Source organism: Longimicrobiaceae bacterium (assembly GCA_035936415.1).
Lineage (GTDB): Bacteria > Gemmatimonadota > Gemmatimonadetes > Longimicrobiales > Longimicrobiaceae > JAFAYN01.
The window spans coordinates 1-16,549 of sequence record DASYWD010000145.1 but is presented as its reverse complement, the minus strand read 5'-3'; the positions used below and the strand labels follow the sequence as shown (position 1 = coordinate 16,549).

Below are 16,549 nucleotides of genomic sequence, written 5' to 3'. Positions count from 1 at the left end.
GCGCCGCGGCGGGCGCTTCGCACGTCCATGCGCCACGCGGGGAGGAAGACGATGGGGATCCGGTACTGGCTGAAGAAGCGGATGGCCGGCGAGGAGGCGGGCGAGGACCTCCCGCCGAACGCATCGATCATGGACGCGCTCTTCGGCCGCGGGGACCCGCCGGGGCACGCGCTGGGCGAGTACCGCGCGGACACCTACCCGGCGGACATCACGGAGCTGCTGCAGCGGCGGCAGGACGTGGCGGACGAGCTGCTCGCCATCGACGTGGCCTCCCCCCAGGCCCGCACGGAGGCGATCCCCCGCCTGCGGGAGCTGCTGCGCGTGTACCCGCACGCGCTCGCCTACGAGATGCTGATCACCGCCTACATGGACGCGGGGCGCTGGGACGAGGCGCGGGGCGTGGCGTTCGCGGCGAAGGAGCGCCGTGCGGAGTGCCTCCGCTCCGGGCTCCCCGAGCTGCGGGCGGAGGTGGCCTTCCTCCACGAGTGGACACCCGAGGAGGTGGACCGGCTGCGCGAGGAGCGGGCGGCGAAGGCCTGAGGCCACTCCCGGAGGTCGAAACGACGAAGCCCCCACGTCCATCCCGGACGCGGGGGCTTCGTTTCGTCGCGCAGCGTCCGCACTCAGGGCGCGGCGGTCGCGGTGGCCTGGAACGTCACGAACTTCACGCCCAGCACCCCGCTGTCGACCGCCTGCGGCCCCACGCCCGGACCCAGCGTCCAGCGGACGCTCGCCTCCCCCGCATCGTCGGTCCGCGAGGAGATCGCGCTCAGCGAGCCCCCGCCGGAGCGGATCGTCCACTGCACCTCCACGTTGCGCACCGGCTGCCCGCTCGTGTTCCTGACCCGGAGCACCAGCGGCGCTGGGAGGAGGGTGGATGCCGCGCCCTTCTGGTCGTCGCCGGAGACGACCTCCACGAGCGCGGGAGGGTTCCGATCCGGCCGGGGATCGGTCGGACCGTCGCACGCGGCCGCGAGGACGAGGAGCGCGAGCGCGGCCGCGGCACGGACCGCGGAGCTGCGGGAGACGGGGTACGCGAGGGACCGATGCGTCATTCCGGCGCCTTTCGCTGGGGGTGGACGGGGGCCAAAAGAAAAGCCCTCCCGCTCGAGGAGCGGGAGGGCTTTTCAACCGTTTGGTCCGGCACAGCGGAGGCGGAGGGACTCGAACCCCCAAGCGGTTGCCCGCGCCGCATTTCGAGTGCGGTGCCTTACCAGTTAGGACTACGCCTCCAACTTCAGTCGGGACGGCCGGATTTGAACCGGCGACCCCTCGCTCCCGAAGCGAGTGCTCTACCGGGCTGAGCCACGTCCCGAAGTCTTCGGTCCCAGCCAGTGGACCGTACTGCCCGTCACCACCGCAACAACCGAACCGTTCTGCAACCAGCGGACCGGGTGGGATTCGAACCCACGAGGGCTGTTAACCCCACACGATTTCCAATCGTGCTCCTTAAGCCGCTCGGACACCGGTCCTCTAGCAAGGAGCGGAGAGGGCGGGATTCGAACCCGCGTGTGCCTTTTGGGCACGACGGTTTAGCAAACCGTTGGTTTTAGCCACTCACCCACCTCTCCCTGCAACTGCAATTGCCCCTCCAGGGCTCGAACCTGGACTTTCCTGATCCAGAGTCAGGCGTGTTGCCAATTACACCAAGGGGCACCGACAAGCGGGAGACGGGGCTCGAACCCGCGACCCTCAGCTTGGGAAGCTGATGCTCTACCAACTGAGCTACTCCCGCATCTCGCCGCCGAATTTAAACCATCCGCCGGAGAAGATCAACCTTTCGGCCGACCAGAGCCACCGGTCGGATTTGAACCGACGACCGCTCGATTACGAATCGAGTGCTCTACCCCTGAGCTACGGTGGCGCCCGTCTGGTCCCAAGTGGAGCCGAGGGGAGTCGAACCCCTGACCTCTGCAGTGCGATTGCAGCGCTCTCCCAACTGAGCTACGGCCCCGTACGGACGAGTGGGCGGTACAAGACTCGAACTTGTGACCTCTACGATGTCAACGTAGCGCTCTAACCAACTGAGCTAACCGCCCGGCGTGCGTCCAGCAGTGGTGGGGGTAGGATTCGAACCTACGTAGGGCGAAGCCCGGCAGATTTACAGTCTGCTGCCATTAGCCACTCGGCCACCCCACCAGATCACGTACGAATGGAGCCGAGGGGAATCGAACCCCTGACCTCTTGAATGCCATTCAAGCGCTCTCCCAACTGAGCTACGGCCCCAGACCCGACCTGAATTGTCAAGTTCCCAACGAGCGGGGCCGACGGGACTCGAACCCGCGACCTCCGGAGTGACAGTCCGGCACTCTAACCGACTGAGCTACGGCCCCTCACCGCCCTTCCGGCGGTGCAGAGCGGGCAACCGGGCTCGAACCGGCGACCTCAACCTTGGCAAGGTTGCGCTCTACCAACTGAGCTATGCCCGCGTAGTCGTTCAATCTAACCAACCCCGCCCGATTTTTCCAGCCCCCCCTGCCAACCTCCGGGCGGAGCCCGCGATGCGGGACCAGGTCGACGCTCCCACGGGGAATCGAACCCCGGTCTCCACCTTGAAAGAGTGGCGTCCTGACCGTTAGACGATGGGAGCCCACTCGCTTTCAGAGCTCACAATGGGACTCGAACCCATGACCTCTTCCTTACCAAGGAAGTGCTCTACCGGCTGAGCTATGTGAGCACGGATGGACCCACCGGCGATGGACCTTCCGAAGTACCGCTACGGGGATTCGAACCCCGGTTTCCGCCGTGAGAGGGCGGCGTCCTAGTCCCCTAGACGATAGCGGCGTCGAGACTTCTCAGCACGGCAGGAGGGAATCGAACCCCCAACCGCCGGTTTTGGAGACCGGTGCTCTACCAATTGAGCTACTGCCGTCCGTGCTGCCATGGCCAGGGAGGGAGTCGAACCCCCGACACCACGATTTTCAGTCGTGTGCTCTACCAACTGAGCTACCTGGCCGGACCCTTCCTACCCAACAAAAATCCGCCCGACTTCGGCGGCTCGTTCCAACTGCATAGCGGGGGCGGGATTCGAACCCGCGACCTTCGGGTTATGAGCCCGACGAGCTACCAGGCTGCTCCACCCCGCGACAGGGAGAACAATAATAGCACCGTCCAGCCCCTTCGTCAACCCCTTTTTGCCCCGCCGCGCCCGGGCCGCCCCGTCCGCGAGCCGACGAATATACACCATCCGCGCCGGAGCGGTACCCCCCCGGCCGCGTGGCGCCGGACGGAGCCGGCGCCCGACGAAAACGGCGCCCCCCGGGACCTCCCGGTGGGGGCGCCGTTTCGCACTCCGCACTCCCTCCCGCCGTCCCCTACCCCACGACCAGGTGGAACGGCTACTTGGTCGTGGAAACTACCCTACGACCAAGTTGACCAGCCGGTCGGGGACGAAGATCGTCTTCCGCACCTGCTTGTCGTCCAGGAAGCGCTGCACGTTGGGGTCGGCGAGGGCGGCCTCGCGCGCGTCGGCCTCGGAGATCCCCCGGGGCATCGGCATCCGCGCGCGCACCTTCCCGTTGACCTGCACCACGAACTCCACCGTGTCGGAGACCGCCCTGGCCGGGTCGAACTCCGGCCAGGCGGCCTCCCGGAATACCGACCCGGTGTTCCCCAGCCGCTCCCACAGCTCCTCCGCCAGGTGGGGGGCGAACGGGGCGACGAGGACCACCAGCGGCTCCACCGCGGCGCGCTCGGCGGTCCGCCCGCCGGCGCGGACCACGTTGAGGTACTCCATCATCGCCGCGAGGGCGGTGTTGTAGGAGAGTGCCTCCAGGTCCTCCGTCACCTTCTTGATGGTGGCGTGCAGCTTCTGCTCGACGGCCGCCTCCAGCGGGCGGTCCTCCGCCCCGAGCACCGCGTCCCACAGGCGGTTCAGGAAGTTGTACGGCCCGGCGATCCCGGTGGTGCGGAAGTCGCCGCCCTCCTGGTACGGCCCGAGGAACATCAGGTAGGCGCGGAGGGTGTCCGCCCCGTAGTCCTCGATGTACTGGTCGGGGACGATGACGTTGCCCTTGGACTTCGACATCTTCGCCCCGTCCTTGATGATCAGGCCGTGGGCGCGGAACCGGGTGAACGGCTCCTCGAAGTCGATCCACTCCAGGTCGTGCAGCACCATGGTGACGAACCGCGCGTACAGCAGGTGCAGCACGGCGTGCTCGTTGCCGCCGATGTAGGTGTCCACCGGGAGCCAGTTGCGCGTGAGCGAGGGCTCGAAGGCGCGCCGCTCGTTCCCCGCGGAGGGATAGCGCAGGAAGTACCAGGCCGAGTCCAGGAAGGTGTCGGACACGTCGGTCTCGCGCCGGGCGATCCCGCCGCACTGCGGACAGCCGGTGAGGTACCACTCCTTGTGCCGGGCCAGCGGGGAGACGCCCGAGGCGTCCGGCTTGAAGTCCTCGATGAAGGGGAGCTCCACCGGGAGCTGCTCCTCGGGGACCGGGACCACGCCGCATTCGTCGCAGTACAGGATGGGGATGGGCGGGCCCCAGTACCGCTGCCGCGAGATGCACCAGTCGTGCAGGCGGTAGTTGGTGCGCTGCTCGGCGGCGCCGCGCTCGGCGAGCCAGGCGGTGACCTCGCGCTTCCCCTCGTCCACGGCCATGCCGTCGAAGTGGCCCGAGTTCACCAGCCGCCCGGGACCGGTGTACGCCTCGGCGAGCGGCTCGTCGGCCCCGGTCCCCTCGGGGGCCACCACGCGCACCACGGGGAGCTTGTACTGCTTCGCGAACTCGTAGTCGCGCTCGTCGTGGCCGGGGACCGCCATGATGGCGCCGGTGCCGTAGTCCATCAGCACGTAGTCGGCGATCCAGACCGGGATCTCCTTGCCGGTGGCCGGGTTCAGCACCCGCGCGCCGGTGTCGGTCCCGGTCTTCTTCTTGTCGCCCTTCCTTCGCGCGACCAGGTCCTTCTTGGCGGCCTTGCGGCGGTACGTCTCCACCGCGCGGCGCCGCTCCCTGGTGGTGATCCGGTCCACGAGCGGGTGCTCGGGGGCCAGCACCATGTAGGTGGCGCCGAACACGGTGTCCGGCCGGGTGGTGAACACCTGGATGGCCGGGTAGTCCAGCTCCTGCCAGCGCGAGACGATCTGGTCGGCGGTGAGGAAGTGCCGGAACGCCTGCCGCACCACCTCCGAGCCGTCGTCGGTCTCGGGGTTGCTGGACTCGCTCACCACGGGGAAGACGAGCTGGGCACCCTCGCTCCGGCCGATCCAGTTCTCCTGCGCCTTCCGCGTGGTGTCGGACCAGTCGAGCTCCGCCAGGTTGTCCAGGAGCCGCCCGGCGTAGTCGCTGATCTTGAAGAACCACTGCGACAGGTTCCGCATCTCCACAGGGGTGCCGCACCGCTCGCACTCCCCGCCGACCACCTGCTCGTTGGCGAGCACGGTGTTGCACGAGGGGCACCAGTTGACGGCCGCTTCCTTCTTCACCGCCAGCCCGGCCTTGAAGAGCTGGAGGAAGATCCACTGCGTCCAGCGGTAGTAGTCCTTCGCCGTGGTGTCGACCGTGTGGTTCCAGTCGTACATGAAGCCCACGCGGCGGAGCTGCTTCTCGAACCGCGCCACGTTGCGCGGGATCAGCTCCATGGGGTGGATCCCCTGCTTCAGCGCGAAGTTCTCGGAGTGGATCCCGAACGCGTCGTAGCCGATGGGCTCGAAGACGTCGTACCCCTGCAGCCGCTTGAAGCGGCCGTAGATGTCCGCGCCGGTGAAGGCGTAGATGTTCCCGATGTGGAGCCCCTCCGCGGACGGATAGGGGAACATCATCAGGTTGTAGAAGGGGCGCCCCTGCACACCCGCCTTGCGGAGCTCCGCGTCCGTGTAGGTGTTGGTGCCGTCGCTCTCCCAACGATCCTGCCACTTCCGCTCGACTTCCTGCGGATTGTAGGTGTCGGTGACGTGCGTCGCGTCGCTCATAGATCGTCCTGGAAAGACCTGCAAGACGAACCGCCGGCGGGGGGGGGAACCTTCCGCCGGCGGCTCCGGTGCCTGTTTCGAAAACTTACGGCCGCTGCCGAAATTCACAAGGGCCGGCGCCGCTCCGGGACGCCCCGGCCCGATGGGGTGTACCCCGTCGCGGGGCCTCCGGTCCACGCGTCCCGGGAGCGCCGTGCTCCGGGACCGCCGCTCCGCCCCGGCGGGATCCGGGGCCGACGTGTGCGCCCTTCCACCTCCCGGCGCAGCGCCGTATCGTTGACCACGCTCCGCCCGTCCCGCCACCCCCTCGCTCCAGCCTCCGCTTGATCCGTTCGCAGCCGCCCAGCGCACCCGGGCAGCCCCCGGCGCCGCCCCTGCCCTCCTGGCGGCGCGACCCGCCGGCCCGGTGGGACCCGCCGGAGGGCGCCGAGTACGGCTACGTGCTCGCGGACGGGCCGCACCCGTGCACGCGCGAGGAGCTGCTGGAGTGGGTGCGCACCTACCCGGGCACCCCCGCCGTGTGGACGCCCGAAACGGCGGGGACCGTCCGCCCGGAGGAGGTGCCGTTCCTGGTGGAGGGGCTCCGGAGCCGCCGGGAGGAGGAGGCGCAGCAGCGGCTGGGGCTCGCGGCGCTGGCCGTGCTCGGGGTGGCCGGGGCCTTCGTCCTGCTCCCGATCGTGCCGAGCCCCACTTCCAGTCCCGGCGCGCTCCTGCTGGCAGCGCTCGCCGGCTTCTGGCTCCTGGACAGCATCTACGCCCTTCGCCGCGCGAAGCGGGTGGACGCCGGCACCTTCGCGCAGCAGCGCCAGAACGAGCGGCACGCCGCCTGGGCCTACTCGCGGCCGGCGCCGCTCACGCGGCTGCTGGCCGGTGCGCTGGGGGCCGTCTTCCTGGCGGAGGGGTTCGCGTACGAGCGGGCCGTGGCGGCCGCGGGGCTGGTGAAGGAGGCAGTGTGGGCCGGGGAGGCCTGGCGCCTGCTCACCGGCCCCATGCTGCACGGCGGCCTCCTGCACCTGGGGATGAACCTGGCCGCGCTCCTGGTCCTCGGCCGCTTCGTGGAGGCGCACGCCCCGCGCTGGCGCCTCCCCCTCGTGTTCCTGGTCGCGGCGCTGGCGGGGAGCGTCCTCAGCCTCCTCCTGTCGCCCGCCGCCTCGGTGGGCGCCTCCGGGGGGATCCTGGGGCTGGTGGGGTTCCTGGGGGTGCGGGCCGGCCGGCGCCCCGCCGAGTTCCCGGACGACTTCCTCCACCGGATCCGCTACGCGGTCGGCGCGACGGCGGTGCTGGGGCTGCTGGGGTTCGCCTTCGTGGACAACTGGGCGCACCTGGGCGGCCTCCTGGGAGGCGCGGCGCTCGGGTGGCTCCCGGACGACGGCCCCGAAGGGAAGCGCGCGTGGACGGCCGCGGCGGGGCGGGCGGCGCTCGCGGTGGTGGTCGCGGCCTGCGCCTGGGCCGCCGCCCGGATGCTCGGCCTCGCCTAGCTCCCCGCCAGCAGCGCTTCCGTGCGCGCGTACGGGTCGTCGGCCCCGCGGACGGCGGCCACGATGTCGTCCACGGTGCGCCGCAGGTCGCCCCCGCGCGACCGGAACACCTGCTCGAACAGCTCCAGCCGGCCGTAGTAGAGCCGCCGGGAGATCAGCGTGGCGTTGTTGAGCGGGGTGCTGGTGAAGCTGGCGAAGCTCTGCACCTGCAGCCGCGGCCGGATCTCCTCCGCGAAGCGGCGCTTGGCGCGGGCGAACACCTCCTCGCGCGCGGCGAGCTTCTGCTCGCGCGTGAGGTCGGCGCGCCCGTAGACCGCTTCCAGCTCGGCCACCAGCTCCTCCATGAAGCGCCCGAAGAGCAGGTCGTCCTCCCACGCGCCCCGGGCCTGCCGGCAGGTGGGCGACTCCGGCCCGTCCCTCCGGCAGAAGAACTCGATCGCGCCGCGGGACCCGACGAAGTTGGCCAGGCTCTCGTTGTACTGCGCCTCGCCCGCCAGGTAGAGGGTGTTGTGGAAGATCTCGTGGATCACGGTGTTCGCCAGGTCCACCTCGCCGTAGCGCAGCACGGGGGAGACGAGCGGGTCGTTGAACCACCCCAGGGTGCTGAAAGCGGCGGTGGGGCGGAGGTAGGTGTCGAATCCCTTCTCCTCCAGCTTGCGGATCTCGCGCCGGGCGGCGGCCTCGCTGAAGAACCCCTTGTACGGGACGTGCCCCACGATGGGGAACCACCAGGTGTGGGCGCGGAACTGGTCCCGGTGCGCGGCGGAAAGGACCAGCGCCAGGGTGTCGGAGTCGAGCTGCGAGAAGGTGGTGTAGCTCTCCCCGGCCGCGAGCCCCAGGTGGCGGTCCGCGAAGGTGCGCGCCTGGAGCACCAGCGACAGCTTGGCCCGCCGCTCCGGGGGCGTGGCGGGGTCCTCCACCAGCCGCGCGATGGGCTGGCGGCGGCTGAGGATCTTCGCCTCCTCGATTCCGGCCCGGATCACGTAGGTCGGCGAGCAGGCCGCCGCGGCGAGGAGCAGCCCGGCGGCCAGCGCGCGGGCCGTGCGCGTCCTAGAAGTCAAGTCGGATCCCTCCGTTCAGGGCTCTCCCCTCCAGCGGCGCCCAGGCGTCCGTGGTCCAGCGCCCCTCGGCGCTCCGCGACGGGAGGAGGAGCGCGTCCCAGCGCGTCTGCCGCACGTCGGTCAGGTTCTCGGCGTTGAGGAAGACGCGTGCCCGCCCCACCCGCCGCTCCACCAGGAGCCCCAGGACCAGGTAGGGCTGGCCCTCCGCCCGGTACGGGTTGTCCTCCAGCGCCTGCCGGCCGGTGTAGTACAACTCCACCCCCACCCGTCCGTTCCCCTCGTCCTCCCACATCCCCACCACCCCCGCCGCGTGGCGGGGGACGAGCGGGACCACGCGCCTCCCGCCCTGCTCCACGTCGGGCTCGGTGGAGCGGACCCATGCGTGCGTCGCGGTGAGGTGCAGCGGGCCGCGGTGCCAGCGCGCCAGCAGCTCCGTCCCCCAGGTGCGGGTTTCGCCCTCCACGTTGCGGAGCAGGAGGACGGAGCCCATGTCGCGCGCGAGGAGCCGGACGGCGTCCCGCACCACCGAGCCGAAGAGGGTGGCGTTCAGCTCCCACGGGCCGGCGGTGCGGCCCACGTCGAGCGACGCGGTGCGCGCGCGCTCGGCCTCCAGGTCCTCCAGGGGCACGACGCGGGCGAGGCCGATGGCCTCCGTCTCCTCGGTGAACGGGGTGGGAGCGAAGAAGCCGCTCCCCGCGGAGGCCCGCACGCTCCACCCCTCCGCCGGGCGGACGAGGGCGGAGAGGCGCGGGCTGAGGAAGAGGCCGTACTCGCCATGCGCGTCCAGCCGCGCGCTGGCCGTGAGCGCGAGCCGCTCGGACGGGCGGTAGTCGTCCTGCGCGAAGAGGGCCGGCGTGGTGAACACGTAGTCGAACCCGCCCACGTCGCGCGCGTCGTACCGCTCCTGCTGCAGCGCGGCGCCGAGCACCCAGGTGTGCGCCCCCGCCGTCCCGCCCAGCGAGGCCTCCCCGAAGCCGGTGGCGTGCAGGTCGCGCTCGCGCACGGGGCCGAAGCGGTGGTCGTGGCGCTGCGCCATGGCCGAGCCGCGCACCGTCAGGAGCCGGTCGCCCGCCAGGAGTAAGCGCCCCACCACCCCGCCGTCGACCCGCCCCGTCCGGAGCGCCTCGGTGAAGTCGAGGCCGCCCGGCACCCGGCCGCCGCCCTCGCGCTCCTCGGCGGTGGCGCCCACGGTGAAGAACACCGAACGGCCCTCGCCGCCGTCCCAGAAGAAGCGCGGGCGGACCACGGCGCGGCGGTACGCGGGGAGGTCGGCCCAGCGGTCGTCGTCCACGTCGGCGCGGCCCTGCCGGTGGCCGCTCCCCAGGAAGGTGTAGCCCCACCGCTCGCCGAGCGGGCCGGACGACCAGAAGACGGCGTCGGCGCCGCCCAGCGTGCTGGCGTTCAGCAGCAGCTCCCGGTCGGCTTCGTCGCCGGGGCGGCGGGAGACCAGATTGACCACGCCGCCGAGCGCCGAGGCGCCGTACATGGCGGAGACGGCGCCCTTGATCACCTCCACCTGCTCCAGGTCCATCGGTGGGATCTGCAGGAGGCCCAGGGCGCCGCTCTGGCCGCCGTAGAGCGGGAGCCCGTCGGAGAGGATCTGCGTGTAGCGCCCCCGGAGCCCCTGCACGCGGACGCCCGCCCCGCCCAGGGAGGGGGAGGTGGTCTGCACCCGGAGGCCGCTCGTCTCGTTGAGCATCATGGAGATGTCGCCGGGCGTCATCAGCATCTTCTCCTCCACCTCCTCGCGCCCCAGCACCTCCACCCGAACCGGCACGTCCTCGATCCGCTGCTCGCTGCGCATGGCGGTGACGACGATCCCCTCCAGCTCCTTTCCGTGCTCGTTCGCGGGCTCCTGCGCGGCGGCCCGGGGACCGGTCGCGAGGGCCGGGAGGATCGCGCCGAGCAGCACGAGGAGGCGCCGCCCGGGGGTGAGCCGGCGAGAATGGATGTGCATCGGATGGGATCGAGCGTTCAGGAAGCGCAGCGAGGGCATTCGCCCACGCCGGATGCGACGTCCGCCAGCAGCGCGTCGGCCAGGGCGAGCAGGGCGTCCACGCGCTCGTCGGCCAGGCGGTAGAAGGCGTGGCGCCCGCGCTGCTCCCGGGCGACCAGGCCGCAGCCCAGGAGGCAGGCGAGGTGGTTGGAGACGTTGGACTGGCCGAGCCCGGTGGCGTCCACGATCTCGCCGACGCTCCGCGGCCCCGGGCGCACGGCCTCCAGGATCGCGAGGCGCGACGGGTCGGAGAGTCCCCGGAACAGCTTCGCCCGGAGGGCGGCGTCCTGTCGTGTGTCCGCGAGCAGCATCCTGCCTCCTTGGTTCACATCAGCGAATACTGATATATTACCTCCCGGACGAAAGGTCAACCACGGCGGAACCGAGGGACGCGAGATGACGGATGGACAGCTTCGCACGCGGGCGCTCCGCCTCTCCTACTTCACGGTGGCCTACAACCTCGTGGAGGGTCTGGTCTCGGTGGTCGCCGGGGCTCTCGCGGGGAGCGTCGCGCTGGTGGGGTTCGGCCTGGACAGCTTCGTGGAGTCGCTCTCCGGGGGCGTCATGATCTGGCGCTTCGGCGGGGCGCAGGGGGAGGCCGCCTCGTGCGACGCGGAGAAGCGCGAGGAGCGGGCGCTCAAGCTGGTGGGCTACACCTTCTGGATCCTGGGCGCCTATGTGCTCTACGAATCCGTGGAGAAGCTGCTCGGGGGTGAGCGGCCGGAGCCGACGGGGCTGGGGATCGCCATCGTCGTCGTCTCGCTGGTGGTCATGCCGGCGCTCTACCTGGCGAAGCGGCGCACGGCGGAGCGCATGGGGAGCCGGAGCCTGGCGGCGGACTCCAAGCAGACGCTGGCCTGCATGGGGATGTCGGCGGCGGTGCTGCTCGGGCTGATCCTGAACCAGACTCTGGGGCTCTGGCAGGCGGACCCGGTGATCGGGATCCTGATCGCGGCGCTGCTGTTCAGGGAGGGGCGGGAGACGATCACGGAAGGGAAGCTCTGCTCGTGCTAGGGCTGCGGGGCAGGCTCAAGGGACCAGCTCGGCGCGCCGCCAGCGGCGGACCGAGTTGACGAGGTAGAGCTCCTCCGCGTCCCGCAGGTCCTCCGGGCGGAGCGGCCGCTCGCGGACCTCGCCCGTTTCCAGCAGGTGCCGGCGGAAGACGCCGGGCAGGAGGCCGGCCTCGCGCGGCGGTGTCCAGAGCGCGCCGCCGATGCGCGCCACGACGTTGGCGATGGTGGATTCCGTGACCTCCCCCCGCTCGTTGACGAGGATCACGTCGTCGCAGTCCGGGCGCTCCGCGGCGCGGGTCGTGTAGACCTCGCGCCGCGTGGTCTTGTGGCAGAGGAACGGGTCGCGGGAATCGACCGGCCGGGTGGAGAGGGCGACCCGGGCGGGAGCCGTCGGCGTGGGCGCGAGCGGCGACGTCTCTGCTCGCACCTCGCCGTCGCGGGCGAGGAGGAGCCGGACGCGCAGCGGACCGTCCGGAGAGCCTGAGACGGTGTCGGACAGCGCGGCCCGGACGCGCTCCTCGTGGAAGCGGAAGCCGAAGTACCGCGCGGAGGCGGCCATCCGGTCCAGGTGGCCGCCGAGCAGGAACCATCCGCCGGGGGGCTCCCACAGCAGCGTCTCCAGCAGCTCGAAGTCGGCGGGCGGGTGCGTGGCGAAGCGGGCCTTGTCCAGGCACTCGCGGTACTCGGCCTCCGCCCCGGCGTCGTAGGTGATCCCGCTCCCCACCCCCAGCTCCGCCCGGCCGCGCGCCCGGTCCACGAGCAGCGTGCGGATCCCCACGCTGAAGACGGTCTCCCCGGGTGACACGAAGCCGATGGCGCCGGTGTAGACGCCGCGCGGACCGTCCTCCAGCTCGCGGATGATCTGCATCGTCCGCACCTTGGGCGCGCCGGTGACGGAGCCGCTGGGGAAGAGCGCGCGGAGCACGTCGGCGAGGCCGGTGCCGGGGACGGTGCGCGAGCGCACGGTGGAGGTGAGCTGGTGCACCGTCTCGTACCGCTCGGTCTCGAACAGCCGGGGGACGTGCACCGAGCCCCACTCGGAGACCCGGCCCGCGTCGTTCCGCAGCAGGTCCACGATCATCAGGTTCTCCGCCCGCTCCTTGGGCGATGCCACCAGCTCGGCGGCGAGCGCGGCGTCCTCGTCCTCCCAGCGCCCGCGCGGCCGGGTCCCCTTCATGGGCCGCAGCTCCAGCTCCCCCTCCGACCAGCGGAAGAACAGCTCCGGCGACGCGGACACGACCGAGAGGCCGCCCAGCCGCAGCAGCGCCCCGTACGCGCTCCGCTGCGCCCTGCAGAGCGCCCCGTACAGCCCCAGATCGCTCCCCGCGAAGGCGGCGTCGAGCCGCAGGGTGAAGTTGACCTGGTAGGTGTCGCCCGCGGCGATCAGCTCCCGGATGGCGGCCACGCGCCGTGCGTACGCCTCCGCTCCGAGCGAAGGGGTCCACTCGCCCAGGGAGAAGGGCTCGTCGGGGACCCCCTGCAGCGCGGGGACCTCCTCGCGCGCCTCGAACAGGGCGAACCAGGCGAGCGGAAGCCGCGGGTCGGCGGGGTGGACGGCGAGGGCGGGATCGAAGGCCGGGGCGGCCTCGTAGGCGAGGAAGCCCGCGGCGTGGAGCCCCCGCGAGACCGCTTCCTCGACCCGCTGCAGGACGGGGAGCACCTCCGCCAGCCCGTCCGCGGCGAGGGTCGCCCGGTGGCCGGAGAAGCGGAGGGAGCGCGGTCCGCGCGCGGGGTCCAGCGAGTCGAAGCGGACCAGAGGCTCTGCGGAGGGGGCCCGGTCGGTCAGGGCTTCGGCCCCCGGCCGGGACGTCACCTCCCCGCCGGCTCCACGGGCAGCGGGATCTCCGCGGGCATGGTGCGCGGACGGGTCATGGCCTCCGGAGACAGGATGTCGTCGAGCTGCTCCTGCGAGAGCCATCCCTTCTCCCGCACCAGCTCGTACACCCCCCGCCCCGTCTTCAGCGCCTCCTTCGCCACGGCGGAGGACCGCTCGTAGCCGATGTACGGCACCAGGGCGGTGACGACGCCGATCGAGTGGTGCACCATCTCCAGCAGCCGCTCGCGGTTGGCGGTGATCCCCACCACGCACCGCTCCCGCAGCACCACGGCGCCGCGCGTGAGCATGTCCACCGACTGGAAGAGGTTGAAGGCGATCACCGGCTCGAAGACGTTGAGCTGGAGCTGCCCGGCCTCGGCGGCCATGGTGATGGTGAGGTCGTTCCCCACCACCTGGAAGCAGATCTGGTTGACCACCTCGGGGATGACGGGGTTCACCTTCCCCGGCATGATGGACGACCCGGGCTGCATGGCCGGGAGGTTGATCTCGTTGAGCCCGGCGCGCGGCCCGGAGGAGAGGAGGCGCAGGTCGTTGCAGATCTTGGAGAGCTTCACGGCGACTCGCTTGAGCACCCCGGAGAGCTGCACGAAGGCGCCGGTGTCCTGCGTGGCCTCCACCAGGTCCGGCGCGGTGATCAGCTCCAGCCCGGTCACCTCCGCCAGCCGCTCGCGCACGGTGGCGGCGTAGCGCGGGTCGGTGTTGATCCCGGTGCCGATGGCGGTGGCGCCCATGTTGATCTCGCGGATCAGCGCGGCGGCCTCGCCCAGGCGGTCCATGTCCTCGCCGATGGTGACGGCGTACGCGGCGAACTCCTGCCCCAGCGTCATGGGCACCGCGTCCTGGAGCTGGGTGCGCCCCATCTTCAGCACGTCCGCGAACTCGCGCCCCTTGTCGAGGAAGGCCTCGCGCAGCTCCCCCAGCGCGCCCACCAGCTCCCGGAGCGCCCAGACGGCGGCGATCTTCACGGCGGTGGGATACACGTCGTTGGTGGACTGGGAGAGGTTGACGTGGTTGTTGGGGTGCACCACGTCGTACTCGCCCTTGCGCCGCCCGACCAGCTCCAGCGCGCGGTTGGCGACCACCTCGTTGGCGTTCATGTTGGTGGAGGTCCCCGCCCCGCCCTGCACCACGTCCACCACGAACTGCTCGTGCAGCCGCCCGTCGCGGATCTCGCGGCAGGCGCGCACGATGGCGTCCGCCACCGCCGGGTCCAGGATCCCCAGGTCGCGGTTGGCCAGCGCGGCCGCTTCCTTCACCGCGGCCAGCGCCTGCACCAGGTACGGGTACTGGGAGATGGGGATCCCCGTGATGGGGAAGTTCTCCACCGCCCGCAGCGTCTGTACGCCGTAGTACAGGTCCACGGAAAGGTGCCGCTCGCCGAGCAGGTCGCTCTCGGTGCGCAGCTCGCCGGAAAGGTACCCCACCCCGCGCCCGGAGAGGCGCAGGTTGGCGTGGCGCAGCCGTGAGGAGATCACCTGCGCCGCGGCGGTCGCGAGCTTGCCGAAGAGCGCCGGGCGCGCCCGGGCGATCTCCTGCGCGCGCTCGCGGGAGACCTCCAGCACCTCCACGTCCTTCGCCACCAGGCCGGAGGTGGAGTGCGGGTAGTCGTCCAGCAGGCTCCCCTCCCCGTACGACTCCCCGGGGACGAGCACGTGCAGCACCTCGGGACGGCCGCGCAGCCCCTTGACGATCTCGATCCTCCCGCCGAGCAGGATGCCGAACGAGCGGCGCGGCTGGCTCTCCCGGAACACGTACGATCCCGCGGGGCATCGCTTCACCTCGGCGCGCTCGGCGAGGAAGCGGACCTCGTCCTCGTCCAGCGCGTGGAAGAGCGGATGCGAGGCGAGGATGGAAGCCGCGGACTGGGTCATCGGGGGCGCTCAAGTCGATGGCAGGAATTCATTTCCGTTGCAAGCGGCGAAACGTAGGGGGAGCGGCCGCGGCGGACAAGCCCACCCCCCGGGATGGCCCGGAGCTTGCAGCCTCCGGTGCTCCCCCTGGACACCCGCCGGGCGAAGGCAGGGCGGGCGTTGAACTCGAGAAAAGGAGGCAATTATGGCGATCTTCGACCGGAGCTACGACCGGGACTACGGGTACCGCGGCGGCAGCACCTACCGTGGCGGAGACCGCGACCTGGGGGACCGGATGCGGCAGGGCTGGAACCGGCTCACCGGAGACGACAACGACACCGACCGCGGCTACGGGTACCGGGGCGGCGCGTACGGCGACACGGCGTACGACCGTGACTTCGGGAACGCCGGCCGGGGGTACGGGGCCGGGAACTGGCAGCGCCCGGGCTACAACCGCCTGGAGGGCGACAACCGCGACACCTTCGACCGCGACACCGGCTGGCACGCGGGGCGCGGGATGGGGACCGGCGGCGCGTGGAACTACGACCGCGACATGATGGACCGCGGCCGGTACGGGGCCACCGACATGGACCGGTACGACCGCGACTACAAGAGCCGCTGGCAGACCGACAACGGCGACCCGTTCGGCGACCGGACGAGCCGTACGCCCATGCGGGTGATGCGCGGCGAGTACCACAACTACGACCGCGACTTCGACCGCCGCCCGTACGGCGCCGGCTCCAACATGAACTACGACCGCGACATGGTCTACCGCGCCGACGCGGACCGCGACATGGACCGCGGGTACATGCACGGGCTCAACTACGACCCGTACCAGGAACGCGGCGACCTCCGCACCGGCCGCACGGGCTGGGGCGCGTCGGACCGCAACCGCGGCTACGACCGCGGCTGGTTCTGAGCCGGCGGCAGGCAGAACGAGGCCCCGCCTCCCGCATGGGGAGGCGGGGCCTCTCTCGTTCCCGGCCGGACCCGGCGGGGGCTACTCCTGCCCCATCCGCCGCTTGAGCTCGCGGAGGCGGTCCTCCACGTCGGCGGCCGAGGGGCGCGGCGGGGGCGGCGGGGCGTCCAGGTCGGCCAGCTCCTCCATGGCTTCGGCGTGGGCGGTGCGCCGGCCGATCTCCTCCGCGGCCCGGTCCAGGCCGTCGAAGGCGAAACCGGCATCCGGGCCCGCGCCCATCCGCCCCTGGGCGCGCGCGGTCCGCAGCCGGGCCACCATGGCGAAGCGGTTGGCGTCGGCCTCCTTGTACTGCCGCGACATCTCGGCGACCTCGCGCCTGCGCAGGTCGCGCTCGGCCTCCGCCACGCGGACCTTCTCCTCCAGGACCGCGATGCGCTCCCGGTGCTTCGCCGCGAACTCGTCCGCGACCCGCACCGTCTCCGCG

The 16,549-nt window shown here is 71.4% G+C and carries 12 protein-coding genes and 19 tRNA genes; 4 read left to right on the top strand and 27 right to left on the bottom strand.

All coding sequences use genetic code 11. The features are described from left to right. Positions 1-540: hypothetical protein (locus VGR37_05705; protein HEV2146873.1), on the top strand; the 540-nt coding region annotated here is incomplete at its 5' end. 83 nt (positions 541-623) lie between these two features. Here the strand turns inward: VGR37_05705 and VGR37_05700 are convergent. The 21 genes from VGR37_05700 to leuS form a co-directional block, all read right to left on the bottom strand. After that, on the bottom strand, positions 624-1,055 hold the full coding sequence (locus tag VGR37_05700) for an Ig-like domain-containing protein (GenBank protein ID HEV2146872.1): 432 nt from the start codon (positions 1,053-1,055) through the stop codon (positions 624-626). Positions 1,056-1,149: 94 nt separating this feature from the next. Then, positions 1,150-1,233, bottom strand: a tRNA-Ser gene (locus VGR37_05695). Between the two features lie 8 nt (positions 1,234-1,241). Then, positions 1,242-1,315: transfer RNA gene (locus VGR37_05690), tRNA-Pro, on the bottom strand. 71 nt (positions 1,316-1,386) lie between these two features. Continuing rightward, positions 1,387-1,472 (bottom strand) — tRNA-Ser (locus VGR37_05685). A 12-nt stretch (positions 1,473-1,484) separates the two neighbouring features. Next, a tRNA-Ser gene (locus VGR37_05680) sits at positions 1,485-1,571 on the bottom strand. 12 nt (positions 1,572-1,583) lie between these two features. Further along, positions 1,584-1,656, bottom strand: a tRNA-Gln gene (locus tag VGR37_05675). Positions 1,657-1,662: 6 nt separating this feature from the next. After that, positions 1,663-1,735, bottom strand: a tRNA-Gly gene (locus tag VGR37_05670). A gap of 57 nt (positions 1,736-1,792) precedes the next feature. Beyond that, positions 1,793-1,864, bottom strand: a tRNA-Thr gene (locus tag VGR37_05665). Positions 1,865-1,881: 17 nt separating this feature from the next. After that, positions 1,882-1,954 (bottom strand) — tRNA-Ala (locus tag VGR37_05660). Positions 1,955-1,965: 11 nt separating this feature from the next. After that, positions 1,966-2,039: transfer RNA gene (locus VGR37_05655), tRNA-Val, on the bottom strand. Between the two features lie 16 nt (positions 2,040-2,055). Next, positions 2,056-2,139, bottom strand: a tRNA-Tyr gene (locus VGR37_05650). Positions 2,140-2,153: 14 nt separating this feature from the next. Then, positions 2,154-2,226 (bottom strand) — tRNA-Ala (locus tag VGR37_05645). 33 nt (positions 2,227-2,259) lie between these two features. Then, positions 2,260-2,333 (bottom strand) — tRNA-Asp (locus VGR37_05640). A gap of 23 nt (positions 2,334-2,356) precedes the next feature. After that, positions 2,357-2,429, bottom strand: a tRNA-Gly gene (locus tag VGR37_05635). An 89-nt stretch (positions 2,430-2,518) separates the two neighbouring features. Further along, a tRNA-Glu gene (locus tag VGR37_05630) sits at positions 2,519-2,590 on the bottom strand. Between the two features lie 14 nt (positions 2,591-2,604). Further along, a tRNA-Thr gene (locus VGR37_05625) sits at positions 2,605-2,677 on the bottom strand. A gap of 34 nt (positions 2,678-2,711) precedes the next feature. Then, positions 2,712-2,784 (bottom strand) — tRNA-Glu (locus VGR37_05620). A 15-nt stretch (positions 2,785-2,799) separates the two neighbouring features. Next, positions 2,800-2,872: transfer RNA gene (locus tag VGR37_05615), tRNA-Trp, on the bottom strand. Between the two features lie 11 nt (positions 2,873-2,883). Further along, a tRNA-Phe gene (locus tag VGR37_05610) sits at positions 2,884-2,956 on the bottom strand. 56 nt (positions 2,957-3,012) lie between these two features. Next, a tRNA-Met gene (locus tag VGR37_05605) sits at positions 3,013-3,086 on the bottom strand. A gap of 269 nt (positions 3,087-3,355) precedes the next feature. Further along, the gene (leuS, locus tag VGR37_05600) at positions 3,356-5,911 is read right to left on the bottom strand and encodes a leucine--tRNA ligase (protein ID HEV2146871.1); all 2,556 of its coding nucleotides are present in this window, start codon (positions 5,909-5,911) and stop codon (positions 3,356-3,358) included. 323 nt (positions 5,912-6,234) lie between these two features. Between leuS and VGR37_05595 the strand changes: the two genes are divergently transcribed. Then, a complete protein-coding gene (locus tag VGR37_05595) occupies positions 6,235-7,389 on the top strand; it encodes a rhomboid family intramembrane serine protease (protein HEV2146870.1) in 1,155 nt (384 codons plus the stop codon). Here VGR37_05595 and VGR37_05590 read toward each other — a convergent pair. The 3 genes from VGR37_05590 to VGR37_05580 are packed head-to-tail and all read right to left on the bottom strand — an operon-like array spanning position 7,386 to position 10,757. After that, positions 7,386-8,450, bottom strand: coding sequence for an aminopeptidase (locus VGR37_05590; protein ID HEV2146869.1), 1,065 nt, complete (start codon positions 8,448-8,450; stop codon positions 7,386-7,388). The genes VGR37_05595 and VGR37_05590 overlap by 4 nt on opposite strands. Then, complete coding sequence (locus VGR37_05585) at positions 8,440-10,407, bottom strand: TonB-dependent receptor (protein HEV2146868.1); 1,968 nt, start codon at positions 10,405-10,407, stop codon at positions 8,440-8,442. The genes VGR37_05590 and VGR37_05585 overlap by 11 nt, the downstream gene beginning before the upstream one ends. Positions 10,408-10,424: 17 nt before the next feature. Further along, positions 10,425-10,757: a metalloregulator ArsR/SmtB family transcription factor gene (locus VGR37_05580; GenBank protein HEV2146867.1), complete on the bottom strand. Its 333-nt coding sequence runs from the start codon at positions 10,755-10,757 to the stop codon at positions 10,425-10,427. Positions 10,758-10,842: 85 nt separating this feature from the next. On the opposite strand from VGR37_05580, the gene VGR37_05575 reads away from it, so the two are divergent. Further along, positions 10,843-11,460: a cation transporter gene (locus VGR37_05575; protein HEV2146866.1), complete on the top strand. Its 618-nt coding sequence runs from the start codon at positions 10,843-10,845 to the stop codon at positions 11,458-11,460. Positions 11,461-11,475: 15 nt separating this feature from the next. Here VGR37_05575 and pabB read toward each other — a convergent pair whose 3' ends face one another. Together pabB and aspA are read right to left on the bottom strand one after the other, a co-directional pair. Next, positions 11,476-13,272, bottom strand: a complete 1,797-nt coding sequence (gene pabB / locus VGR37_05570; protein ID HEV2146865.1) for an aminodeoxychorismate synthase component I — start codon at positions 13,270-13,272, stop codon at positions 11,476-11,478. Next, on the bottom strand, positions 13,269-15,167 hold the full coding sequence (aspA, locus tag VGR37_05565; GenBank protein ID HEV2146864.1) for an aspartate ammonia-lyase: 1,899 nt from the start codon (positions 15,165-15,167) through the stop codon (positions 13,269-13,271). Before aspA ends, pabB begins: the two co-directional genes overlap by 4 nt. 184 nt (positions 15,168-15,351) lie before the next feature. Between aspA and VGR37_05560 the strand changes: the two genes are divergently transcribed. Beyond that, entirely contained in the window at positions 15,352-16,065 is a 714-nt protein-coding gene (locus VGR37_05560) for a hypothetical protein (GenBank protein HEV2146863.1), read from the top strand. Between the two features lie 81 nt (positions 16,066-16,146). Here the strand turns inward: VGR37_05560 and VGR37_05555 are convergent. After that, positions 16,147-16,549 (bottom strand): hypothetical protein (locus tag VGR37_05555; protein HEV2146862.1); only part of this gene is annotated, 403 nt, incomplete at its 5' end.